23 protein-coding genes are annotated in these 21,836 nt (G+C 59.1%); 12 read left to right on the top strand and 11 right to left on the bottom strand.

Going from position 1 to position 21,836, the window contains the following annotated elements; translation table 11 throughout:
- Position 1: 1 nt before the first annotated feature.
- A complete protein-coding gene (locus tag EKL15_RS03560; RefSeq protein WP_203088800.1) occupies positions 2 to 1,006 on the top strand; it encodes a zinc-dependent alcohol dehydrogenase family protein in 1,005 nt (334 codons plus the stop codon).
- On the opposite strand, the gene EKL15_RS03555 is transcribed toward EKL15_RS03560, so the two are convergent.
- Positions 954 to 2,012 carry an AI-2E family transporter gene (locus EKL15_RS03555; protein ID WP_203088798.1) on the bottom strand — a complete coding sequence of 353 codons (1,059 nt, stop codon included), beginning with the start codon at positions 2,010 to 2,012 and terminating at the stop codon, positions 954 to 956. The two genes, EKL15_RS03560 and EKL15_RS03555, sit on opposite strands and share 53 nt — an antisense overlap.
- Positions 2,013 to 2,454: 442 nt before the next feature.
- Here EKL15_RS03555 and EKL15_RS03550 point away from each other — a divergent pair, with 442 nt between their 5' ends.
- Together EKL15_RS03550 and EKL15_RS03545 are read left to right on the top strand one after the other, a co-directional pair.
- Positions 2,455 to 3,009, top strand: coding sequence for a cytochrome b (locus EKL15_RS03550; protein ID WP_033646456.1), 555 nt, complete (start codon positions 2,455 to 2,457; stop codon positions 3,007 to 3,009).
- Positions 3,010 to 3,032: 23 nt separating this feature from the next.
- Complete coding sequence (locus EKL15_RS03545; protein ID WP_060440214.1) at positions 3,033 to 3,611, top strand: YceI family protein; 579 nt, start codon at positions 3,033 to 3,035, stop codon at positions 3,609 to 3,611.
- A gap of 42 nt (positions 3,612 to 3,653) precedes the next feature.
- Here EKL15_RS03545 and EKL15_RS03540 read toward each other — a convergent pair whose 3' ends face one another.
- Positions 3,654 to 4,721, bottom strand: coding sequence for a rhodanese-related sulfurtransferase (locus EKL15_RS03540; protein WP_033638032.1), 1,068 nt, complete (start codon positions 4,719 to 4,721; stop codon positions 3,654 to 3,656).
- A 33-nt stretch (positions 4,722 to 4,754) separates the two neighbouring features.
- Entirely contained in the window at positions 4,755 to 5,051 is a 297-nt protein-coding gene (locus tag EKL15_RS03535) for a hypothetical protein (RefSeq protein WP_203088788.1), read from the bottom strand.
- 50 nt (positions 5,052 to 5,101) lie between these two features.
- On the opposite strand from EKL15_RS03535, the gene EKL15_RS03530 reads away from it, so the two are divergent.
- The 4 genes from EKL15_RS03530 to EKL15_RS03515 all read left to right on the top strand — a co-directional run bounded on the left by EKL15_RS03530 (position 5,102) and on the right by EKL15_RS03515 (position 9,870).
- Positions 5,102 to 6,022 carry a Kdo(2)-lipid IV(A) acyltransferase gene (locus tag EKL15_RS03530; RefSeq protein WP_038875457.1) on the top strand — a complete coding sequence of 307 codons (921 nt, stop codon included), beginning with the start codon at positions 5,102 to 5,104 and terminating at the stop codon, positions 6,020 to 6,022.
- Between the two features lie 98 nt (positions 6,023 to 6,120).
- Positions 6,121 to 6,405, top strand: a complete 285-nt coding sequence (locus EKL15_RS03525) for a YciI family protein (RefSeq protein WP_194572879.1) — start codon at positions 6,121 to 6,123, stop codon at positions 6,403 to 6,405.
- Positions 6,406 to 6,604: 199 nt separating this feature from the next.
- Entirely contained in the window at positions 6,605 to 7,843 is a 1,239-nt protein-coding gene (gene mdtG / locus EKL15_RS03520) for a multidrug efflux MFS transporter MdtG (protein WP_203088786.1), read from the top strand.
- 473 nt (positions 7,844 to 8,316) lie between these two features.
- Positions 8,317 to 9,870 (top strand): peptide MFS transporter, encoded by a 1,554-nt coding sequence (locus EKL15_RS03515; RefSeq protein WP_203088784.1) that lies wholly within the window; start codon positions 8,317 to 8,319, stop codon positions 9,868 to 9,870.
- A 50-nt stretch (positions 9,871 to 9,920) separates the two neighbouring features.
- Here the strand turns inward: EKL15_RS03515 and EKL15_RS03510 are convergent, their stop codons facing one another.
- The 4 genes from EKL15_RS03510 to EKL15_RS03495 are packed head-to-tail and all read right to left on the bottom strand — an operon-like array spanning position 9,921 to position 11,482.
- Complete coding sequence (locus tag EKL15_RS03510; RefSeq protein WP_038875445.1) at positions 9,921 to 10,319, bottom strand: VOC family protein; 399 nt, start codon at positions 10,317 to 10,319, stop codon at positions 9,921 to 9,923.
- On the bottom strand, positions 10,310 to 10,738 hold the full coding sequence (locus tag EKL15_RS03505; protein ID WP_084826413.1) for a YeeE/YedE family protein: 429 nt from the start codon (positions 10,736 to 10,738) through the stop codon (positions 10,310 to 10,312). Before EKL15_RS03505 ends, EKL15_RS03510 begins: the two co-directional genes overlap by 10 nt.
- 2 nt (positions 10,739 to 10,740) lie before the next feature.
- Positions 10,741 to 11,175, bottom strand: a complete 435-nt coding sequence (locus EKL15_RS03500; protein WP_060440216.1) for a YeeE/YedE family protein — start codon at positions 11,173 to 11,175, stop codon at positions 10,741 to 10,743.
- Positions 11,165 to 11,482 carry a helix-turn-helix transcriptional regulator gene (locus EKL15_RS03495; RefSeq protein ID WP_194572875.1) on the bottom strand — a complete coding sequence of 106 codons (318 nt, stop codon included), beginning with the start codon at positions 11,480 to 11,482 and terminating at the stop codon, positions 11,165 to 11,167. The genes EKL15_RS03500 and EKL15_RS03495 overlap by 11 nt, the downstream gene beginning before the upstream one ends.
- Before the next feature lie 137 nt (positions 11,483 to 11,619).
- Between EKL15_RS03495 and EKL15_RS03490 the strand changes: the two genes are divergently transcribed.
- On the top strand, positions 11,620 to 12,414 hold the full coding sequence (locus tag EKL15_RS03490; protein ID WP_126178817.1) for a helix-turn-helix transcriptional regulator: 795 nt from the start codon (positions 11,620 to 11,622) through the stop codon (positions 12,412 to 12,414).
- Here the strand turns inward: EKL15_RS03490 and leuA are convergent.
- Positions 12,371 to 14,053, bottom strand: coding sequence for a 2-isopropylmalate synthase (gene leuA, locus EKL15_RS03485; RefSeq protein ID WP_194572874.1), 1,683 nt, complete (start codon positions 14,051 to 14,053; stop codon positions 12,371 to 12,373). The genes EKL15_RS03490 and leuA overlap by 44 nt on opposite strands.
- A gap of 209 nt (positions 14,054 to 14,262) precedes the next feature.
- Between leuA and EKL15_RS03480 the strand changes: the two genes are divergently transcribed.
- A complete protein-coding gene (locus tag EKL15_RS03480; protein ID WP_033638020.1) occupies positions 14,263 to 14,640 on the top strand; it encodes a MysB family protein in 378 nt (125 codons plus the stop codon).
- Between the two features lie 33 nt (positions 14,641 to 14,673).
- Entirely contained in the window at positions 14,674 to 15,219 is a 546-nt protein-coding gene (locus tag EKL15_RS03475; RefSeq protein ID WP_194572873.1) for a GNAT family N-acetyltransferase, read from the top strand.
- 6 nt (positions 15,220 to 15,225) lie between these two features.
- On the opposite strand, the gene EKL15_RS03470 is transcribed toward EKL15_RS03475, so the two are convergent.
- The 3 genes from EKL15_RS03470 to EKL15_RS03460 form a co-directional block, all read right to left on the bottom strand.
- Positions 15,226 to 15,423 carry a YceK/YidQ family lipoprotein gene (locus EKL15_RS03470; RefSeq protein WP_046688460.1) on the bottom strand — a complete coding sequence of 66 codons (198 nt, stop codon included), beginning with the start codon at positions 15,421 to 15,423 and terminating at the stop codon, positions 15,226 to 15,228.
- 211 nt (positions 15,424 to 15,634) lie between these two features.
- Positions 15,635 to 18,193 (bottom strand): glucans biosynthesis glucosyltransferase MdoH, encoded by a 2,559-nt coding sequence (gene mdoH / locus EKL15_RS03465; RefSeq protein WP_203088782.1) that lies wholly within the window; start codon positions 18,191 to 18,193, stop codon positions 15,635 to 15,637.
- A complete protein-coding gene (locus EKL15_RS03460) occupies positions 18,186 to 19,754 on the bottom strand; it encodes a glucan biosynthesis protein G (protein WP_170310507.1) in 1,569 nt (522 codons plus the stop codon). Before EKL15_RS03460 ends, mdoH begins: the two co-directional genes overlap by 8 nt.
- A 259-nt stretch (positions 19,755 to 20,013) precedes the next feature.
- Between EKL15_RS03460 and mdoC the strand changes: the two genes are divergently transcribed.
- Both mdoC and EKL15_RS03450 read left to right on the top strand, forming a co-directional pair.
- Entirely contained in the window at positions 20,014 to 21,144 is a 1,131-nt protein-coding gene (gene mdoC / locus EKL15_RS03455; protein WP_203088780.1) for a glucans biosynthesis protein MdoC, read from the top strand.
- A 304-nt stretch (positions 21,145 to 21,448) separates the two neighbouring features.
- The gene (locus EKL15_RS03450) at positions 21,449 to 21,673 is read left to right on the top strand and encodes a hypothetical protein (protein ID WP_060440221.1); all 225 of its coding nucleotides are present in this window, start codon (positions 21,449 to 21,451) and stop codon (positions 21,671 to 21,673) included.
- Positions 21,674 to 21,836 lie beyond the last annotated feature (163 nt).

Here is a 21,836-nt window from a genome sequence, read left to right as displayed (position 1 = left end):
CATGCCGTCGTCATTTCCCCGATTGAGCTTCAGCCGCTTCGGCGATCCCGCCCAGGTGCTGGCGCTGCAGCAGACGAGCAGGCCGCCGCTGCGCCCCGGCCGGCTGCTGCTGCAGATGCGCTATGCCCCGATCAACCCTTCCGACCTGATCCCGATTCACGGCCAATACGCGCACCGCATCGCCCTGCCGCAGGTGCCTGGCTATGAAGGCGTAGGCGTCATCGTCGATCCGCAAAGCGGACGCTCGACCGGCCGACGCGCACTGGCGGTAGCGGGTGACGGCAGCTGGCAAACCTTCGTCACACTGCCTGAAGAACGGGTGGTCTGGGTACCGGACGACATCGACGACGCCAGCGCGGCGCAAATCTATATCAACCCGCTCACCTGCTGGGTGCTGCTGACGCAATGGCTGCCGCTCAACGCCGGCGACGTGCTGCTGCTCAACGGCGGCGGCTCCGCCGTTAGCCTGCTGCTGGCACAGATGACGGCGCTGCGTGGCATTCGTCTGGCGGTGGTGGTGCGTAACCTCACTCATCGCCCGGCGCTGCTGGCCGCCGGCGCCTGGCGCGTTATTGAGGCGCCGCAGCTGGCGCAAATGACCCACTTTGGTGCCCGCGCCGCTATCGACTGCATCGGCGGAGAAGACGGATTGCAGCTGGCGCGGGCGGTTCGCACCGGCGGCGACTTTGTGGCGCTGGGCCTGCTGGGTGGGCGCCAGGTGGACTGGCGGCGCGTGGTGGACGAATTGAAGCTGCGTGCTTCGCTGTTCCACCTGCGTAAATGGAATGCGCAGGCGGCACCGGCGCAGTGGCAAACGGCGTTTTATCAGCTATTCCAGCTGCTGCGGCGCGGCCAGCTGGCGTTGCGCCAACCCGCCGCGATTTACCCTTTGCAACAGTACGCAGCGGCGCTGCAACACGCTGCGCAGCCCGGTGTGAACGGCAAGATCTTCCTCACTCCGGCGGCGCCGGAGGCTGACGCGGCGGGCGGCCGTCGCCCAGGATAACCGCAAGCCGATAACCGCCCTCGGTGGTTTCCAGCGCGATGCGCGCCACGATCGTCAGCGGCACTGACAGCAGCATGCCGACCGGGCCGAGCAGCCAGCCCCAAAAAATCAGCGACAGGAATACCACCAGCGTCGATAACCCCAGCCCGCGCCCCATCACCCGCGGCTCGAGGATATTGCCGATCACCATGTTGACAGCGATAAAGCCGCCCGCCACCACCAGCGCATCACCCAATCCGTTGAACAGCAGCGCCTGAATCAGCGGCGGAATGGCGGCCAATACCGAGCCGATATTGGGAATATAGTTGAGCAGAAACGCCAGCAGCCCCCAGATAAAGGCGAAGCGTACGCCGACCGCCGCCAGGAAGATCCAGACGATCACCCCGGTGGCCAGGCTGATGATGGTTTTAATCACCAGATAACGCGTCACGCCGTCCAGCGCCCGCCGCATCGCGGCGAGGCCTTCATTCGGCTTATCCAGCGCCTGCTGCAGCTTATAAGGCAGCAGCTGCACTTCGAACAGCATAAACACCACGGTCATCAGCAGCAGGAAGACGTTGGTCATGGCGCCAGACAGGTGCCCCAACATGCGGGTAACCAGATTCATCGCCGCGCTGGGATCGACATATTGCAGCATCGCTTCGCTGGAGAGGCTGATATTGAAGCGATCGGCGTAATACTGCAGCTCGCGCAGTTTCTCGATCATCATGCCGCGGTACTGCGGCAGCGAACGGGCGAACTCGTTCAGCGAAGCGCCCAGCATGCCGATGAACAGCATCACGACCACAATCACCGCCGTCACCAGCAGCGTCACCCCAAGGATGCGCGGCACCCGTCTGCGTTCCAGCATCGCCACCAGCGGGTTCAGCACCATGGCGAGGAACACCGCCAGTAGAAACGGCACCACGATGTCGGCGGCGGCTTTTACCCCAGCCAGAATGATCACCAACATCGCCAACAGGACGGCCAAACGCAGGCTGTTGTCGGTTACACGGGTTCGGCCCATGACGTTTCCTTGTTATTTCACTGGGTTAGCCGGCCATCAAGAGCCGATGTTTGACGCTAATGGTAGCAAAGTCCGCCGTTATGCCGCAGAGGATTTCGCGTAACCGTTCGAAAAAATTAATCTTTCCGCCCTGCTCTTCGCCGCGAGAAATAGGCATAACCTTTGCCAACAAATAATCCCACCGAGCAATTTATGGACGGTTTACGTAAAATGACAAAAGCTGACATTAATAGATAATAAGCATAATTTTCAACAACTAGCATAATCGTTACGTGAAAGAAATAATATCATCTTCAACGATTTATCTGATGAATTCCGAACATCTCAAACAAATTCACTGACTAATATTTCTAAGAAGTAACATAGTTAAATTTATTATTGATTTTATGTTTCCTAAAGTTTAATTATTGCAGCCAGCCAATCGGTAATCGAAGGAAACAGGATGCTCTGGAAAAATACCGCCGATCGTTTCGGCCATGTGTCAGTGTTGATCCACTGGCTGGTGGCGCTGACGGTGTACGGCATGTTCGCACTTGGTCTGTGGATGGTTACGCTGGGCTATTACGACGTCTGGTACCACCAGGCGCCGGAGATCCACAAAAGCATCGGCGCGCTGCTGTTCATCGTCATGGTGATCCGCGTGATCTGGCGCTTTGTCTCGCCGCCGCCCAAGCCTCTGGCCAGCTATGGTCGCCTCACTCGCGTCAGCGCCATTCTCGCGCATCTGGCGTTGTACGCCGTGTTGTTCGGCATTCTGATCAGCGGCTATCTGATCTCGACCGCCGACGGCCAACCGATCAGCGTATTCGGCTGGTTCGACGTGCCCGCCACCGTGACCGGCATGGCGGAGCAAGCCGATACCGCCGGCGCCATTCACCTTTACCTGGCCTGGGCCGTGGTAGTGCTCTCGGTACTGCACGGGCTGGCCGCGCTTAAACATCACTTTATCGATCGTGATGTCACTTTGAAACGGATGCTGGGTAGCAGCGCCGATTAACCTTTGGATTTATGGAGATTGCTATGTTGAAAAAGACCGTATTGGGCCTGACCGCAGGCGCCCTGCTGCTGAGCGCCGGTTCCGCACTGGCGGCGGACTACAAGATCGACAAACAGGGCCAGCACGCCTTTATCGAATTCCGCATCCAGCACCTGGGCTACAGCTGGCTGTACGGCAGCTTTAAAGACTTCGACGGCGGCTTCACCTTCGACGAAAAAGATCCGTCCAAGGACAAGGTCAACGTGACCATCAATACCGCCAGCGTCGACACCAACCACGCAGAACGCGACAAGCACCTGCGCAGCGCCGAGTTCCTCAACGTAGAGAAGAACAAGCAGGCCAAGTTTGAATCCACCGACGTGAAGAAAAGCGGCGACGGTTATGCGGTGGTCGGTAACCTGACGTTGAACGGCGTGACCAAGCCGGTCACGCTGGACGCCAAACTGATTGGCCAGGGCAACGATCCGTGGGGCGGCTACCGCGCCGGCTTTGAAGCCAACGGCAAGATCAAGCTGAAAGACTTCGGCATCACCACCGATCTGGGCCCGGCGTCGCAAGACGTTGAGCTGATCATCTCCGTAGAAGGCGTGCGCGAGAAATAAAAAAAGCCCGGCTTGGCGGCCGGGCTTCTCATTTCCTCAGGCTCAGCGCGCTGGGCCTTCTTCTTCCGGTGCCGGAATGTGCATCGTAGTCTGCAACAAGCCTTTCGACTTATTGAAGATCTTGACGCCGTTTTCACGGCCGGCACGGCGCGCGCGCTGCTCTTCGCGCGGCAGCTTCAGCTCTTCGCGGCAAATCTCGCTGCAGCACCCTTCAAACTTGGCGGCGCAGCTCGGGCACTGAATGAACAGCAGATGGCAGCCGTCGTTCTTGCAGTTGGTGTGGGTGTCGCACGGCGCACCGCACTGGTGGCAGTTGGCGATCACATCGTCGGAGATGCGCTCGCCCATGCGCTCATCGAACACGAAGTTTTTGCCGATAAACTTCAGCGGCAACCCCTGCTCTTTCGCTTTGCGGGTGTACTCGATAATCCCGCCTTCCACGTGGTAGATGTTTTTAAAGCCGTTGTGCAGCATATAGGCGCTGGCTTTTTCACAGCGAATGCCGCCGGTGCAGTACATGACGATGTTTTTGTCTTTGCTGTCCTGCAGCATCTCCACCGCCATCGGCAGCTGATCGCGGAAGGTATCCGACGGTACCTCGATGGCGTTTTCGAAGTGACCGACTTCGTACTCATAGTGGTTGCGCATATCGACGAACACCGTATTCGGATCGTCGATCATCTGATTGACGCGATCGGCCTGCAGATACTCGCCGACGTTGCTTGGGTCAAAGCTCTCGTCATCGATGCCGTCGGCCACGATGCGCTCGCGCACCTTGAGGCGCAGCACCCAGAAGGATTTGCCGTCGTCTTCCAGTGCGATGTTCAGGCGCACCTGATCCAGCGCCGGGTGCGAGGCGAACAGCGCAGCTTTGAACGCGTCGAAATTATGCTGCGGCACGCTGATCTGCGCGTTGATGCCCTCTTTCGCCACGTAGATGCGGCCGAACACCTTCAGTTTTTCGAACTGAACGTACAGGCTGTCGCGAAACGCTTTGGGATCGTCGATGGAGAAGTATTTGTAAAAAGAAACTGTGGTGCGAGGCTCGGTTTCCGCCAGCATGCGCGCCTTCAGTTCCTCGTTAGAAATTCGGTTATGTAACACTGGCATGGTGTACTTTCCTGTCTTTCGGGAGGTGACTGATTATCGCGCGCAGCCTGCCGGCTCGCGCGCGGCGCACATCATACCCGAAAAACCGCCGCCGCGCAGCCCCGCCATCATGCCTACACGGTTGCTCCTGAATAATGCCCGGCCATGATATTGCCGTTGGCCTTTAGCGGGAAATATTGTGGAAAAATCCGGCACCTGATGCATATTTAACGCCGACAAGGGGATTTTAATGCGTTGTGTTTTCCCGGAGCACGAGAAAAATGCCACAATAGTCGCAAACAAACGGCAGAAACGAACCTTGCGGCCGAACTCACCCGGCTGCCAGACCATGCTATGACTCTGTCATTACACTTAAACAACCGTATTCAAACAGAGAACCCATGACTCAAGTTCCTACTTTCAATCGCTCCTTATTGCACCCACGCTATTGGCTGACCTGGGTCGGCATCGGCTTGCTGTATCTGCTGGTGTTGCTGCCTTACCCCGTCATCTACTGGCTCGGCACCTCGATCGGGCGGTTTGCCATGCGCTTTCTCAAGCGCCGCGTCGCTATCGCCCAACGCAACCTCGAGCTCTGTTTTCCCGACATGCCGCAGGCCGAACGCGATGCGCTGGTGGTAAAGAATTTCGAATCGGTCGGCATGGGGCTGTTTGAAACCGGCATGGCGTGGTTTTGGCCTAACTGGCGCATTGAGCGCTGGTTCAAGGTCAGCGGCCTGGAGCACATCCAAAAAGCGCGCGACAACCATCAGGGCGTGCTGCTGATTGGCCTGCACTTTCTGACGCTGGAGCTGGGCGCGCGCATCTTCGGCATTCACAATCCGGGCATCGGCGTTTACCGCCCGCACGACAACAAGCTGATGGACTGGCTGCAAACCTGGGGACGTATGCGCTCCAACAAGTCGATGCTGGATCGCAAGGACGTCAAAGGCATGATTCGCGCCCTGAAACAGGGCGATATCATCTGGTATGCGCCGGATCACGACTACGGCCCGCGCAGCAGCGTTTTCGTGCCGCTGTTCGCGGTCGACAAAGCCGCTACCACCACCGGCAGCTACGTGCTGGTACGGATGGGCAAACCGGCGATCATTCCGTTCACCCCGCGCCGCCTGCCGGACGGCAAAGGGTATGAGCTGATCATGCAACCGGCGGTGGAAAACTTCCCGCTGGATAACGAAATCGAGGCCGCCGCCTTTATGAATAAAGTGGTGGAAAAAGAGATCCTGATGGCGCCTGACCAATATATGTGGCTGCATCGTCGCTTCAAGACCCGCCCGGAAGGCGAGCCTTCGCTCTACTGATAAAGTAAACCCGCCACCGGCGGGTTTTTTATTGCGCGCCTCTTGAGAATCGACGGCGAGGGTGGGATGGTAAAGCCTTTCGCCAACCTGGAGCCGCTATGTACATTGTCAGCCTGACCTACCATCGCCCGATCGCCGAAGTCGACAGCCACCTTGACGGGCACATCGCCTGGCTTAAGAAATATTTTCAGGACGGCACCTTCGTCGCCTCCGGCCGCAAAAATCCCCGCACCGGCGGCGTGATCCTGGCCAAGGGCATTAAGCGTGCGCGGCTGGACGCCATCCTGGCCGAAGATCCCTTCAACGCCGTGGCTCACTACGAGGTCACCGACTTTAGCGCCACCACCACCGCCGCCGGTTTCGAGGCGCTGGCCGGACTATAAAACGCTGTAAATTCCGCGCGCTAAGCGCGGAATAAGGTTTAAACGTCTTTTTTAAAACTTTATTTCATTTTTTGCCCAATCTTTGTCCCCTCGTTTGCCGTCGCCGCGCTGGCGGCGCATACTTACCAAGCTAACTTTCACGTTTTGCCCCTTCATCTTGCCGCCGGCAAAACGCGTCACCTTTCGGCAGTGGATATTTATGGCTTCGGCAGCAGAACCCGTTAACTGGAAACGCAACCTTTTCGTCGCCTGGGTAGGGTGTTTTCTCACCGGCGCCGCCTTCAGCCTGGTAATGCCGTTTCTGCCGCTATACGTAGAGACGCTGGGCGTAACCGGCCATCAGGCGCTCAATATGTGGTCCGGTCTGCTGTTCAGCATCACCTTTCTGTTTTCCGCTATCGCCGCGCCATTTTGGGGTGCCCTGGCCGACCGACGCGGCCGTAAACTGATGCTGCTGCGCTCCGCATTGGGCATGGCGATCGTCATGATGCTGATGGGCATGGCGCAAACGATCTGGCAATTTCTCGCGCTGCGAGCGGTGCTAGGGCTGCTTGGCGGGTTCATACCCAACGCCAACGCGCTGATCGCCACCCAGGTGCCACGCAACCGCAGCGGCTGGGCGCTCGGCACCCTATCTACCGGTGGCGTAGGCGGTGCGCTGATCGGCCCGCTGATCGGCGGCCTGTTGGCCGACCTCTATGGTCTGCGCCCGGTGTTTTACATCACCGCCACGGTGCTGTTCGTCTGCTTCGTGCTGACGCTGCTGTATGTCAAAGAGCAGTTCACCCCGGAACAAAAACGCGACATGTTGCACGCACGGCAGGTGTTTGCCTCGCTCAAAAACCCGAAACTGGTGCTCAGCCTGTTCGTGACTACCATGATTATCCAGATCGCCACCGGCTCGATTGCGCCGATCCTGACGCTGTATGTGCGCGATCTGGCCGGCGCCACCCATAATCTGGCGTTTATCAGCGGGCTAATCGCCTCGGTGCCCGGCGTCGCGGCATTGATGAGCGCCCCACGTCTGGGCAAGCTGGGCGATCGCATCGGCCCGGAGCGCATTCTGATATGTATGCTGATCGTCTCGGTGCTGTTGCTGATCCCGATGGCCTTCGTGCAAACGCCGTGGCAGCTCGGGGTGCTGCGCTTTCTGCTGGGGGCGGCCGACGGCGCGCTGCTGCCGGCGGTACAGACGCTGCTGATTTACAACTGCACCAATCAGGTGGCCGGCCGCATTTTCAGCTATAACCAGTCGTTCCGTGACGTCGGCAACGTCAGCGGCCCATTGCTTGGCGCCGCGGTCTCCGCCGGCTACGGTTTTCGCGCGGTCTTCGGCGTCACCGCTTTAGTCGTGCTGTTCAACGCCGGTTATTCCTGGTGGTGTCTGCGGCGGCGGCCGGGCTACATGCGGGAAGACACGCTGCAGGAAGAACAATAGCTGCATTTATCGCCAATTTCCGCCATTGGCCGGATCAACGCCGCGTTTCCCCTACTTTTAATAATGCTTCCTTCGGGCCTGCGAATTTTCGGCCCACTCGGAACATTCTTACCTCAACATCTTGTTTATCAACAATTAATTAACTTTCAGCGCATAAAACCCGCTGTCAATCATATTCCCGCCACAACCAACAGAAAAACCAGAAAAGGAGATGCTTGTCGACTTTTCGTCTAAAAAATGGGATACAGGTACTAGACAAAACCAACGACCAGTTATCAAATGGTTAAATAATATCACGCCAGATGTGAACCATCGGCCAAGTGAAAAAAGGTCAGCACGCTTTCCACGGTTTATCAGCGTTGCAGCCGCGGTTTTGTCGGGTAATCCGCATTGGGCGGATCGCCTTCATTAAATACACATACAACCACAGTACGGGCTGCAGCCATGCAGCGCCTTTTTATTGGGAAATCGTTATGCAATCCTCTGTCAATAAGTCAGAAAGCCGGACCTTCTTCGGCCATCCCTATCCGCTGGGTTCTCTGTTCTTCACCGAAATGTGGGAGCGCTTCTCGTTCTACGGCATCCGTCCGCTGCTGATCCTGTTTATGGCCGCCACCGTGTACGACGGCGGCCTGGGTCTGGCACGTGAGAATGCTTCCGCTATCGTCGGCATTTTCGCCGGCAGCATGTACCTGGCGGCGCTGCCGGGCGGCTGGCTGGCGGACAACTGGCTCGGCCAGCGCAAGGCCGTCTGGTACGGTTCGATCCTGATCGCCCTCGGCCACCTGTCGATCGCCCTGTCCGCGGTGATGGGCACCAACCTGTTCTTCATCGGCCTGATGTTCATCGTGCTCGGTTCCGGCCTGTTCAAAACCTGTATCTCGGTGATGGTCGGCACGCTGTACAAGAAAGGCGATGCGCGCCGTGACGGCGGTTTCTCGCTGTTCTATATGGGCATCAACATCGGCTCGTTCATCGCCCCGTTGATCTCCGGCTGGCTGATCAAGTCACACGGCTGGCACTGGGGCTTCGGCATCGGCGGTATCGGGATGCTGGTGGCGCTGGTGATCTTCCGGGTGTTCGCCGTACCGGCGATGAAACGCTATGACCGCGAAGTGGGCCTGGATTCCACCTGGAACAGCCCGGTCGCGAAGAAAAAAGGCGTCGGCGCCTGGCTGCTGGCATTGGCGGTAGTCCTGGCTGCGGTCATCGTACTGATCGCTCAGGGCACCATCGTCATCAACCCGGTTGAGGTAGCCAGCGTGCTGGTGTACGTCATCGCCGCGTCGGTCACCCTGTATTTCATCTACCTGTTCGCCTTTGCCGGCCTGAGCCGCAAAGAGCGTGCACGCCTGCTGGTGTGCTTCATCCTGCTGATCTCCGCCGCGTTCTTCTGGTCGGCGTTTGAACAGAAGCCAACCTCGTTCAACCTGTTCGCCAACGATTACACCAATCGCATGGTCGGCGGCTTCGAGATCCCGGCGGTGTGGTTCCAGTCGATCAACGCCCTGTTCATCATCCTGCTGGCGCCGGTGTTCAGCTGGGCCTGGCCTGCGCTGGCGCGCAATAACGTGCGCCCGAGCAGCATCACCAAGTTCGTGATCGGTATCCTGTGCGCCGCCGGCGGCTTCGGCCTGATGATGCTGGCCGCGCAGAACGTGCTGAGCAACGGCGGCGCTGGCGTATCGCCGATGTGGCTGGTGGGCAGTATCCTGATGCTAACGCTGGGTGAACTGTGCCTGAGCCCAATCGGGCTGGCCACCATGACGCTGCTGGCACCGGAGAGAATGCGCGGGCAAATGATGGGGCTGTGGTTCTGCGCCAGCGCGCTGGGCAACCTGGCTGCCGGCCTGATCGGCGGCCACGTCAAGGCCGACCAGCTGGATATGTTGCCGGATCTGTTCGCTCGCTGCTCCGTCGCGCTGCTGATCTGCGCCGCCGTGCTGATCGTACTGATCGTGCCGATTCGCCGCATGCTGGAAAATACCCAGTCCAAGAGCGCGCAAAAACCGGCGACAAGCGCCTGACGGATAACCCGTTTTTATCTCGCAAACCGGCGCTCGAGGCGCCGGTTTTTTTATGCTTGCCAGGCCTGATGTTGCAGGACCACCCGGTAGCCGTCAGGATCTTCAAAGGTTTGCCCCGCCCTATCCCAATAGGGGTTATAGGCGACGACCGCCAAGAATCCCGCCGCCCGCATCCGCTCACACCCGGCTCGCCATTCGTTCTCATCCGGCAGGTAAAACACCAGCAGATGATCCTGCGTCGGCGCCTGCCCGACCCGCACCCCGCGATGCTGCGTGAACTCCAGATGGTAGGCATGCTGCGGATGCCCGATCATAATGCCGTCAAAGCCCTGATGATCGACAAACTCGCCTAGCCTTTCAAACCCCAACCCGCGGCAATACAGCGTGGCAATCTCTTGCAACCGATCGGTCGGGCGCGCAATGCGCAGCACCGCCTTGGCTATCGACATGAACGCCTCCACCTCATGATAATCTCATACAGCGCCATGCCCGCCAGCATCGCCAGCAGGAACGGCCATACCCGTTGTATTTCCGCCCCCGCCAACACCCAGGCCGGGCCAGGGCAAATGCCCGCCATGCCCCAACCGATGCCGAACAGCGCGCTGCCCACCAGCAAACGGCGATCCACACGCCCGGCGGCCGGGATCTGCAGCGGTTCCCCCAACAGGCTCCGCTGGCGTCGGCGCGCCCACATAAAGGCCGGCGCCGCCACCGCAATCGCCCCAACCATCACCAACGCCAGCGAAGGATCCCACTGGCCGGTAATATCGAGAAAAGCCAGTACTTTAGCGGGATTGGCCATGCCGGCGATAATTAACCCCAGGCCGAAAATCACGCCGCTCAGCAGCGCCAACAGAGACTTAAGCATCTTCACCCTCCCAGCAGATGGCGCATCAGCCACACGGTCGTAAAGCCCAGCAGCATAAACACCGCCGTGGCGGCCAACGATCGCGGTGCCAACCGCGCGACGCCGCACACGCCGTGCCCGCTGGTGCAGCCGCTGCCCAACCGGGTACCCACCCCCACCAACAGCCCCGCGATCGCCAGCCAGCCGCTGCCGGCCGCAATCTCACCAGGAGGCAAAGCCGCCGCAGCAGCATACAGCCAGGGAGAAATCAGCAACCCGCCAAGAAATGCGGCGCGCCAGCCCCGCTCCCGGCCGCCCGCGCTCAATAAGCCGCCGGTAATGCCGCTAATGCCGGCGATGCGGCCGTTGAACAGCAGCAGCAGCGCTACCGCACCGCCGATAATGGCCCCGCCCGCCAGCGCGGAATAAGGCGTGAAGTGTTGCCAGTCAATGGTCATCGCGGTTCTCCGGCTGTGGGCAATACAGTTGATACAGGGTCGTTAGCAGCGCCAGCGCTTTGGCATCGGCCACCGCATAGTAAATCTGCTTGCCGGCTCGCCGGGTGGAGACCAGCCCTTCCTCCCGCAGCACGCCAAGCTGTTGGGATAACGTCGGCTGGCGGATAGCCAGCGCCTGCGCTAGCTCGTTCACTGCCATCTCGCCCTGACTGAGTCGACACAGCAGCAGCAGCCGATCTTCGTTGCCCAAGGTGCGCAGCATCGCGCCGGCCTGCGCCGCCGCCTTGCGCATCGCGTCGATATCCATCACCCCTCCAATCAATCTATAAAATTATATAATATTATTTTATAAACTATTTATCTGCCGCGTGCCACAGGCTGGTGTGGAACCGCGCCGCATGGCATGCTGTCATCCCCCTTTTTGCCGCGCGGAGGCCGCTAACGATGCTGCTGTTTCATGACGTTCTGCCGGTCGATCAGCCCGTCCGGCCGTTGGCTAAGGATTATCGCCACGGCGACAGCGAGCCGGATCACTACCATAACTGCGCGCAGCTGATTCACAGCCTGAGCGGCGTAGTGCAGGTCACGACCCGGCTCGGCAGTTGGGTGGTGCCACCCGGCCGCGGCGTCTGGGTACCGGCGAAAATGGTGCACAGCCTGCGCATCACCGGCCAGGTGGCAGCCAGGACGCTGTTCGTCGATCCATTGGCGCGCGCCGATCTGCCGGCCCAATGCCAGGTGGTGCAGGTTTCGCCGCTGCTGCGCGAGTTGATTATCTGTGCGATGGAGATTGCGCCCGGCTACCCAAGCGGCGGGCGCGATGAGCGCGTGATGGAATTGATCCTGGATGAGTTGAGAATGCTGCCGATCCTGCCGTTGCACCTGCCCGAACCGCGTGAGGCCTCACTGCTTGCCCTGTGCCGCCATATTCAGACCACGCTGGCACAGCCCTGGACGCTGGAACAGGCGGCCGCTCATCTCAGCGTCAGCGGACGCACCCTGTCGCGGCGCTTCCAGCGAGAAACCGGGCTGCATTTTAGCGATTGGGTGCGGCGCGCCCGTTTGCTGGCGGCGTTGAACGCGCTGGCGACCGGCCGCTCGGTGTTGGAAGTGGCGCTGGATCTTGGCTATGACAGCCCCAGCGCGTTCAGCGCCATGTTCCGCCGGTTATTGGGGGTCGCGCCCAGCGACTATTTCAGCCGGACCGCGCCGACGACAGATAGCGCCCGGCAACGTTGAACAGCGCCTGCAGCGAAGCGCTGGCGGAGTCAACGTCGATGCCTACGCCGTAGGTCGCCTCACCTTGCGGCAGCGTACAGCGGATATAGGCCACCGCTCGGCTATCACTCTGATGCCCCAGCGTGTGCTCGTGGTAATCCTCGATCGCCAGCGGCAAGCCGAAGCGCTGACGCAGCGCATCCACCGCGCTGGAAAGCAGACCGTTGCCGGCCCCCTGCAGACGCAGTGTCTCTCCCTCGCAGGCAACTCGCGCGTTGAAGCTGTAGGCCTCTACCCCATGACTTTGCGTCTGGTAGCTCAGCAGTTGCAAGCACGGCTGCTCCACCAGCCCATAGGTGTCGCGGAATAAGCGCCACAGCTGTGCGCCGCTCATTTCCTTCCCGCTGCCGTCGGTCGCGCGCTGCACTACCTGGCTAAAATCAATCTGCAAACCGCGCGGCAACGCCAGCCCATGATTTTGTTCCAATAGCCAGGCAGCCCCGCTTTTACCGGACTGGCTGTTGACCCGGATCACCGCCTCATAGCTGCAGCCGACATCGGCGGGATCGAGCGGCAGGTAAGGCACTTGCCACCAGCCATCTTGTCGCTGCCGTTGCGCGGCGAAACCTTTTTTGATCGCATCCTGATGCGAACCGGAGAAGGCGGTAAACACCAGCTCACCGGCATAAGGATGGCGAGGATGCACCGGCAGCTGATTGCACTGCTCCACCACTTCCACCACCTGTTTCAGGCGGCTGAAGTCCAGGCCCGGCGCCACGCCCTGGGTATAGAGATTCAACGCCAGCGTGACCAGATCGACGTTGCCGGTACGCTCTCCGTTGCCGAACAGGCAGCCTTCGACCCGATCGGCACCGGCCAGCAGCGCCAGCTCCGCGCAGGCCACGCCGGTACCGCGATCGTTATGCGGATGTACGCTGATCGCCACATCGGCACGACGGCTGAAGTGACGGCAGAACCACTCAATCTGATCGGCATACACATTGGGCGTACTCACTTCCACCGTCGCCGGCAGGTTGATGATCATCGGCCGCTGCGGCCCCGGTTGCCACACCTCCGCCACCGCCTCGCAGATCTCCAGCGCGAACTCTAATTCAGTAAAACAGAAGGTTTCCGGCGAATACTCGAAGCACCAGGCGGTATCGGGCTGAGCCTCGCAATGCCGGCGAATGCGCCGCGCGCCGTTCACCGCCAGCGCCACGGTTGCGGCCTTATCCTGGCGGAACACGATGTCGCGAAACATCGGCGCCGTGGCGTTGTACAGATGCACGATAGCCCGCGGTGCCCCCAGCAGCGCCTCGAAGGTGCGATCGATCAGATCGTCTCGCGACTGCGTCAGCACCTGAATCGTGACGTCATGCGGGATCAATTGTTCGTCGATCAGCGTGCGCACAAAATCGAAATCCGTTTGCGACGCCGAAGGGAAAGCCACCTCGATCTCTTTGAAACCGCATTGCAACAACAATTGATAGAATTCGCGCTTGCGCGCGTTATCCATCGGCTCCGCCAGCGCCTGGTTGCCGTCGCGCAGATCGCTGGAGCACCAGCGCGGCGCCTGCCGCAGGGTACGCGAAGGCCACTGGCGATCCGGTAACGTCACCGGCGGGAACGGTCGGTATTTGCTTGAAGGGTCGATTAACATGGGCATCTCCTGGCACCTGAGTGAACGATAGCGTCATTATTTCCCGCCATCGCCTCCTCTTCTCCCGCTTTGCGGACAACCGTCGTCGCAAAGCGGACAACAAAAAAATTTGCATCCTGCGCCAGTGAGACAACAATTAGTTTTGACGTTTCTCCCACCGCACCGGCAGTGCGCCGGGCGCTCTACTCTCATTGTCAACGGAGGCGAACATGAGCCTGTATGCAACCCTGGAAGAAGCCATCGAGGCCGCACGTGAAGAGTTTATCGACACCGCCGAAGGCGGCGGCGATGACGAACCGCCGGTGCCGCAGCAGTTCAATCTGCAAAAGTACGTAATGCAGGATGGCGACACGATGTGGCAAGCGGAGTTCTTCGAAGAAGAAGGCGAAGCGGTGGAATGCCTGCCGCTGCGCAGTGGTGCGGCGGCGCAGGCGATCTTTGACGGTGACTACGACGAGGTAGAGATCACCGCCGAGTGGATAGACGAAAATACCCTGTACGAATGGGAAGAAGGCGACTTCCAGCTCGAACCGCCGCTGGATACCGAAGAAGGCCAGGCCGCAGCCGATGAATGGGATGAACGTTAACCCGCACCACGTTTTTATCGCCAAGGAGGCAGTATGATTATCCGCCGGGCCCGCCCTACCGACTACCCCGCCATTTTGCAGCTGCAGGGGGAAAACGTGCCGGAAGCACTCGACGAACGCCAAAAACGACAGGGATTTATCGTATCGCGCATGAATGAGGCGCAGCTGACGGCGATCAACCGCGGCATCGGCATACTCGTGGCCGAACAGGAGAACCAACTGGCAGGGTTCGTTTGCCTGATGCCCGCCGACGTGCAACCGCGGCCGCCGGTGGTGGATGCGATGCTGGCGACACTCGCCACGCAGTCCTTTGCCGGACGGGCGCTGACTGAGCAGCGGGTGTTTCTCTACGGCCCGGTTTGCCTCGACGCCGCCTGGCGCGGCAAAGGCGTGCTAAAGCGCCTTTACGCCGCGGTCAAAGCGCACACCAGTCATGACTACGACGTGGGCGCGCTGTTTATCGACGACGACAATCCGCATTCGTTGGCGGCTCACGTGCAAGGGTTGGGCATGACGGCGCTGGCGCCTTTCCATTGTGGGCAGAAAGGCTATCAGCTGGTGGTGTTCGCCACCCGCTGAGCAGGTTTATTCATAGGGGCCATGCTGCGCATCGAACGGCAGCATAAAGGTGTCCACCACCATCGACAGCGGCACGTCTATCACCGTGACGTAACGCCAGGGCGTATCGCGCAAATCCCACTGCACGCCGGGATAGTACTGGTGGCCATGCCCCGCACCGGGCACGGTGCGGCTGATGATGCTGCCGCAACCGGTTAAGACCATCACGCCGGCCGCCACGCAGGCCAGCCGAAGGTAGGAAGAGAGCTTCACGACATTGACTCTGAGCAAAGGGTTGTTTCGCGAGTGAACAACGCATCGGCCGCAGTCTATCACAGTTCCCTTTCTCTTCCGGTACCGGCGCGCGTAAGCAAAAGGTAAAAAAAACGGGGAACGCGCCATGCGCATTCCCCGTCTGAGCGTTACCGTTCAGCGATTAACGTCGGCCCGTTGGGTGTGCCAGCGGGTTGTGCGGCAACTGCTGATAGTGCTCGCGCCAGGCGGCGCCTTCCGGTAACAGCCAGACGCGCTGGTGCAGACGAGCCAGCGTGACCGGATCGCTCAGCAGCTCCAGACGTTTGCCCTTCACCAGCTTCTCCGGCCCCAGCTCCAGCGCTTCGTTCACCCGCTCCTCGCGGTTGCGATCGAGGGTAGCGCGCAGATGGTGACGCGCCGTCGCCAACGCCGTCGCCAGCGCGTTGAAGGACGGGTTGACCACCGCATGCATAAAGCCGTTGGTCAGCGCGCGGTTGCGGTTGAGATGCAGGTACTCTTCCGTCGCCAGCAGCTCACGCGGCGGGTTGTACTCTTCCGGGATCAGGAACAGCTTGGCGCGTTTGCTCTTCATGCCCAGCGTCGCGCGGCTCGACAGCACCGACACGAACGGCGACAGGATCAGCGAGAACACGATCGGCGCCAACCACCACAGGAAGCGAAGATCCAGCCACGCCATGCCGCCGGCCCACACCAGGCCCAGCAACATCTGCGAGCCATGGCGGCGGAACGCTTCGCCCCAAGGCGTATCGTCATCGTCACGCTGCGGCGAATTCCACACCACTTCCCAACCGAGGAAGGCGCTCACCACGAACACGGTATGGAACAGCATGCGCACCGGCGCCAGCAGCACCGAGAACAGCATTTCCATCAGCATCGAAATGAACAGACGGAACGCCCCGCCGTACTCTTTCGCGCCCTTGGCCCAGATCAGCACGATGCTGAGCAGCTTCGGCAGGAACAACAGCACCAGCGTGGTGGAGAACAGCGCTATCGCCAGCTCGGGCCGCCACTGCGGCCAGACCGGGAACAGCTGCCGCGGCTGCAGGAAGTATTGCGGCTCCATCAGGGTGTGCACCACCTGCAATGCGGTGGAGAGCGCCAGGAACATGAACCACAGCGGCGCCGACAGGTAGGACATGACGCCGGTCAGGAACACCGCGCGGTGCACCGGGTGCATGCCTTTCACCAGGAACAGGCGGAAGTTCATCAGGTTGCCGTGGCACCAGCGACGGTCGCGTTTCAGCTCGTCCAGCAGGTTTGGCGGCAGCTCTTCGTAACTGCCCGGCAGATCGTAAGCGATCCACACGCCCCAGCCGGCGCGGCGCATCAGCGCCGCTTCAACGAAGTCGTGCGACAAGATTGAACCGGCGAAGGAACCCTCGCCCGGCAGCGGCGCCAGCGCACAGTGCTCGATAAACGGCTTCACGCGGATGATGGCGTTATGGCCCCAGTAGTGCGACTCGCCCAGCTGCCAGAAATGCAGGCCGGCGGTAAACAGCGGCCCGTAAACGCGGGTAGCGAACTGCTGCACGCGCGCATACAGGGTATCCATACCGGACGCCTTCGGCGCGGACTGGATGATGCCGGCGTTCGGGTTGGCTTCCATCAAACGCACCAGCCCGGTGAGGCATTCGCCGCTCATCACGCTGTCGGCGTCCAGGATCACCATGTAGCTGTACTCACCGCCCCAACGACGGCAGAAGTCGTCGATGTTGCCGCTCTTGCGTTTTACGCGACGACGGCGGCGGCGATAGAAGATGCGGCCGTGGCCGTCGACATCGCGGCACAGCTCCATCCACGCCTTTTGCTCCGCCACGCAGATGTCCGGATCGTAGCTGTCGCTCAGCACGTAGATATCGAAGTGTTCCAGCTGACCGGTGGCGGCAACGGACTCATAGGTCGCACGCAGGCCGGCGAACACGCGTTCGACGTCTTCGTTACAGATCGGCATGATCAGCGCGGTGCGGTGTGCCGGGTTGATCGGCTCATCGCCCTTGATGGTGGAGGAAATACTGTATTTGTCTTTACCGATCAGCAGCTGCAGGAAGCCCATCAGCGCGGTCCAGAAACCGGCCGAGACCCAGCAGAACAGTACGGCGAACAGGATCAGAATGCCGGTTTGCAGCACATAAGGCAGCAGCTGCAGCACCGACTGCATCAGATCCTGATCCAGCATGGCGATAGGATCGATCAGCGCCCAGCCCTGATAAGGCAAGATGGTTTTCATATACCAGGTGGCGATGCCGGTCTGCACCAGCATCAGCACCAGCAGCACATAGCGGCGCATGGAACCGACAACGCGCCAGCGGTTCTCGGCCTCGGCCTCGTCTTTGGTGGCGTGCCGATTGTGCGGCGAACGCCCCAGCAGAGAATCCCAGAAGCGCGCCACCGGGTTGGTACGCCAGGCTTCCGGGAACATGGTGGTTCGTTTGATCGGCGGCGTCGCCTTCAGAATGGCGCGCCCTTCGGCGTCGGTGTCGAAATCGTCATCGCTGACCGCATCCGGCCAGGCGCTTTCGATGCGCGGTTTGACCGAGGCCAACGCCACGTCATCCGCCGACAGGCTGTTGACGTTGGCGTCGGCGGCGCCCATCTGCCGATGGAGCGCCTCCAGTGCCTGAGCGTCATCCGCCGTGTGAGGGTTGAGCGCCTCCGACCGCTCGGCGGTCAGAGGCAGCGCCGCAAGATAATCCTGGGCGGGTTGAGTAGGCTTATTCATTGGCAGGTAGCTGATAGCTCCAGGTTTCCGACAGAGTCTTATCGCCATTGACCAGCGCTGCGCGCATTTCTACCGGCTTCTTGTCGTCTTTTACTTTCAGACGTACCGTCAGGCGCCAGCCTTTGGTCACTGGGTTATAGCGGACGTTGTTTTCTACCATTTCACCGTTGTCGCCGATGCTGATCTGAGAAGCGACCGGGGTGTTGGCGTCCAGCCCTTTCAGCACCGGGCCGACGAAGTCGACCAGGAAGGCCACGCTGCCGTCAGGCTCGCGAATCAGGTTGGACTGCTTCACGTCACCGGTCGAACGCATGGTCCGCGCCACATAGGCGATGTCTTGCGAATGCAGTTTATCTTCGTCGCGGGTGAAGTTCAGACGGTAGCTCAGCGTCAGCGGCTTTTTGGCTTCCGGCAGCGTATCCGGCGTCCAGAACGCCACGATATTGTCGTTGGTTTCATCCGCCGTCGGGATCTCCACCAGTTCGACCTTGCCTTTACCCCAGTCGCCCTTCGGTTCGATCCAGGCGCTCGGGCGCAGATCGTAACGATCGTCCAGATCTTCGTAATCCTTGAAGTTGCGGCCGCGCTGCAGCAGACCGAAGCCTTTCGGGTTCTCGACGGTATAGGTGCTGACGGACAGGTGTTTAGGATTGTTCAGCGGGCGCCAGATCCACTCGCCGTTGCCGGCATGGATAGACAGACCGTTGGAGTCGTGCAACGCCGGGCGATAGTTCAGCGTCGGCGACGGCTGGTTCGGCCCGAACAGGTACATGCTGGTCAGCGGCGCCAGGCCAAGTTTGCCCACCTTGTCGCGCAGGAACACTTTAGACTCGACGTCCACGGTGGTGTCGCGGCCCGGGATCACCGTGAAACGGTAAGCGCCGGTGGCGCGCGGGGAATCCAGCAACGCGTAGATCACCAGGTGTTTGTCGCCCTGCTTCGGACGCTCAACCCAGAATTCGCGGAAACGCGGGAACTCTTCGCCAGATGGCAAAGCGGTATCGATAGCCAGGCCGCGAGCGGAAAGCCCGTAAACCTGCCCTTTACCCACCACGCGGAAATAGCTCGCGCCCAGCAGGCTCATGATCTCATCGTTTTTGTCGGCGCTGTTGATCGGGTAGATCACCTTGAAGCCGGCAAAGCCGAGGTTTTTCACCGATTCAGGGTCGTGTTTGACCGAACCGAAGTTGAAGTAATCCGGGCTGTACTTGATCTGTTTTACGCTGGTGGAAGTGACTTCATTGATTTTCACCGGCGTGTCGAAGTACATCCCCTGATGATAAAACTCAAGCTTGAAAGGGGTTTTCAGCTTGCTCCAATAGGCTTTATCGTGATTGAACTGAATCTGCTGATAGTCTGCGAACTTCATCTCGCGGAACTGAGAAGGAAGGTTGCTCTTCGGGGCTTCGAAACCTTTCGCGGCCAGATCCTGCGCCTGCTTGGCCACATCATCAATAGAAAAGGCCCATGCCGGCGAACTGAACAGCGTGAACAATACGGTAGCACCTAACCAACGAACGCTCGCGGCGCGTGGTTGTCCGGATAATATATTAACTAGCACATCCCCCCCTATTCGTGTGCTCAAATCATTTAAATCCATATTAATGGATTACTCAGCTTTCCGACAACATGATAAATGGATGGTTCATGTTTACGGCTCATTGTTTAAGCAGCTGATGGAACACCAGCGTAGCAAGCCGCGCAACAAGACGCTATGGAAAAATGCGGGGGGCTATAGTAGGGTTTCGGATAACAATTTAACGTTTGACGACTTATTAAGCGTGTTAATGAGCACCCGATTAAATCACCAGCGGTAATCTATGACTAAAGGCAGCAAACAGCGCGAGTTTTTCCTCGATTCGATCCGAGCCTATTTGATGTTGCTTGGGATTCCGTTTCACCTCTCCCTGATTTATTCCAGCCATGCCTGGGCGGTGAACAGCGCGTCCCCCTCCTTCTCGCTCACGGTGCTGAACGACTTCATCCACGCTTTCCGCATGCAGGTGTTCTTCGTGATATCCGGCTACTTCTCCTACATGCTTTACGAGCGCTACGAGCGCCACCAGTGGCTGAAGGTCAGGCTGGAGCGGGTGGCGATCCCGCTGTTAAGCTCCATCCCGCTAATTACGGTGCCGCAGTTTTTCATGCTGAAATATTTCACCGATAAATTAAACGGCTGGGATGAATTTTCTCTCTATCAGAAAATAAATGTAACAGTTTGGGAATTGGTTTCTCATCTGTGGTTCTTATTGACGCTGTCGTTGTTAACCTGTGCCTGCTTTTATCTGTTCCGTAAAATCAAGCGTCAAACTCGTGAGCATATTCCGGCGTTAATAAACAGACTGCGTGGATTAGGAAACATCTCACTGTTTTTCTTTATTTATGCGGTATGCTATTCGGCCGCGCACCGTATTATTTTAATTGTCGCGCCGCAGCTATTATCCAACGGCCTGTTCAATTTCGTGGTGATGGAGACGATGTTCTACCTGCCGTTCTTCATCCTCGGCGCTTATGCGTTTAAGTACGTGTGGCTTAAGGAGATTTTTCTGCGTCGCTCGCCGCTGGCGCTGCTCGGCTCGCTGCTGCTGTTTATCGCATATATGCTGAATCAAAAGCTGTTGGCGCACAGCAGCTATATGTTCGAGCTGGAAGTGGTGATCAAAACCCTAATGGGGATCCTGATGACCAACGTGGTGTTCTCTTTCGGACATAACCTGCTGAATTATCACTCGCCGCGCATCACCTATCTGGTCAATGCCTCACTGTTTATATATCTGGTGCACCACCCGTTGACCCTGATATATGGCGCTTTCGTGACGCCTTATATCGGCAACAACCTGTTGGGATTCTTGCTGGGCCTGCTGTTTGTGCTCTCGCTGGCCTTCGCTTTATATGAACTGCACAAGCGTATTCCGGTGCTGCGCTTCTTGTTCTCCGGTAAGCCGCAATAACCTTGCGCCCCTGCAAACCCGATCGTTTGCAGGGGTTTCCTGTCATCTTGCCGTCGTGCAAAAAGCCTATACTGGTGGTTTGCATGCAAAGCACACATTGCTCAGCCTGGCGCCGTCCGTTAGGGCAAAGTGATACGGCTGAATACATACCCTAATCGTTATAACTGCGATGCATAAGTAGAAATCCGGATCCCTGCCTTACGGTAGTGATTGGGCTCAACACCCCCGAAGGGCTGCGCGATCGTTTAATTCATTCGATGGCGTTAGCTGCATCTCCCTTCCGTCACGACAGAGAGGATTTTGAATGACTGATAAGAAGACCCCGGCTCAGGAAGCCGAAGTGGAAAACGCCACCCTGCTGAAGATCCTCGGCAGGCTGCTGTCCGCGCTGGACGCCTCAATCAGCGGCAAAGAACGCAGCATTTTGGTCACTGAACTCTCCAACTTCAATCTCGACGGCATTTCCGAAACGGAAAGCAAGTTGGCCAGCGAGCTGATCAAACGGGCGCTGGAATCGCTCGACCACTAACCCTACCGCGCCTGCAAACCATTAAGCCTGCCTGCGCGGGCTTAATGGTTTTTCCCTCAGCCACGATCGGCCATTGTTGCCAAAGCCGAAATACAGCAGCCTGATAATGTTGGATAAAAGGCAGGATTCTCTCTCTTCTCCTCACTTTCTTCGGTTAATCACA

Origin of the sequence: Serratia sp. 4542 (assembly GCF_016805595.1) — a bacterium.
GTDB lineage: Bacteria > Pseudomonadota > Gammaproteobacteria > Enterobacterales > Enterobacteriaceae > Serratia > Serratia nevei.
This window is presented reverse-complemented; position numbering and strand designations above follow the sequence as displayed.

Bases quoted from the DNA above. Each gene is read 5' to 3' on its own strand.
- EKL15_RS03560 (WP_203088800.1), top strand. From the start codon at position 2: ATGCCGTCGTCATTTCCCCGATTGAGCTTCAGCCGCTTCGGCGATCCC.
- EKL15_RS03555 (WP_203088798.1), bottom strand. From the start codon at position 2,012: ATGGGCCGAACCCGTGTAACCGACAACAGCCTGCGTTTGGCCGTCCTG.
- EKL15_RS03550 (WP_033646456.1), top strand. From the start codon at position 2,455: ATGCTCTGGAAAAATACCGCCGATCGTTTCGGCCATGTGTCAGTGTTG.
- EKL15_RS03545 (WP_060440214.1), top strand. From the start codon at position 3,033: ATGTTGAAAAAGACCGTATTGGGCCTGACCGCAGGCGCCCTGCTGCTG.
- EKL15_RS03540 (WP_033638032.1), bottom strand. From the start codon at position 4,721: ATGCCAGTGTTACATAACCGAATTTCTAACGAGGAACTGAAGGCGCGC.
- EKL15_RS03535 (WP_203088788.1), bottom strand. From the start codon at position 5,051: ATGGTCTGGCAGCCGGGTGAGTTCGGCCGCAAGGTTCGTTTCTGCCGT.
- EKL15_RS03530 (WP_038875457.1), top strand. From the start codon at position 5,102: ATGACTCAAGTTCCTACTTTCAATCGCTCCTTATTGCACCCACGCTAT.
- EKL15_RS03525 (WP_194572879.1), top strand. From the start codon at position 6,121: ATGTACATTGTCAGCCTGACCTACCATCGCCCGATCGCCGAAGTCGAC.
- mdtG (WP_203088786.1), top strand. From the start codon at position 6,605: ATGGCTTCGGCAGCAGAACCCGTTAACTGGAAACGCAACCTTTTCGTC.
- EKL15_RS03515 (WP_203088784.1), top strand. From the start codon at position 8,317: ATGCAATCCTCTGTCAATAAGTCAGAAAGCCGGACCTTCTTCGGCCAT.
- EKL15_RS03510 (WP_038875445.1), bottom strand. From the start codon at position 10,319: ATGTCGATAGCCAAGGCGGTGCTGCGCATTGCGCGCCCGACCGATCGG.
- EKL15_RS03505 (WP_084826413.1), bottom strand. From the start codon at position 10,738: ATGCTTAAGTCTCTGTTGGCGCTGCTGAGCGGCGTGATTTTCGGCCTG.
- EKL15_RS03500 (WP_060440216.1), bottom strand. From the start codon at position 11,175: ATGACCATTGACTGGCAACACTTCACGCCTTATTCCGCGCTGGCGGGC.
- EKL15_RS03495 (WP_194572875.1), bottom strand. From the start codon at position 11,482: ATGGATATCGACGCGATGCGCAAGGCGGCGGCGCAGGCCGGCGCGATG.
- EKL15_RS03490 (WP_126178817.1), top strand. From the start codon at position 11,620: ATGCTGCTGTTTCATGACGTTCTGCCGGTCGATCAGCCCGTCCGGCCG.
- leuA (WP_194572874.1), bottom strand. From the start codon at position 14,053: ATGTTAATCGACCCTTCAAGCAAATACCGACCGTTCCCGCCGGTGACG.
- EKL15_RS03480 (WP_033638020.1), top strand. From the start codon at position 14,263: ATGAGCCTGTATGCAACCCTGGAAGAAGCCATCGAGGCCGCACGTGAA.
- EKL15_RS03475 (WP_194572873.1), top strand. From the start codon at position 14,674: ATGATTATCCGCCGGGCCCGCCCTACCGACTACCCCGCCATTTTGCAG.
- EKL15_RS03470 (WP_046688460.1), bottom strand. From the start codon at position 15,423: ATGGTCTTAACCGGTTGCGGCAGCATCATCAGCCGCACCGTGCCCGGT.
- mdoH (WP_203088782.1), bottom strand. From the start codon at position 18,193: ATGAATAAGCCTACTCAACCCGCCCAGGATTATCTTGCGGCGCTGCCT.
- mdoC (WP_203088780.1), top strand. From the start codon at position 20,014: ATGACTAAAGGCAGCAAACAGCGCGAGTTTTTCCTCGATTCGATCCGA.
- EKL15_RS03450 (WP_060440221.1), top strand. From the start codon at position 21,449: ATGACTGATAAGAAGACCCCGGCTCAGGAAGCCGAAGTGGAAAACGCC.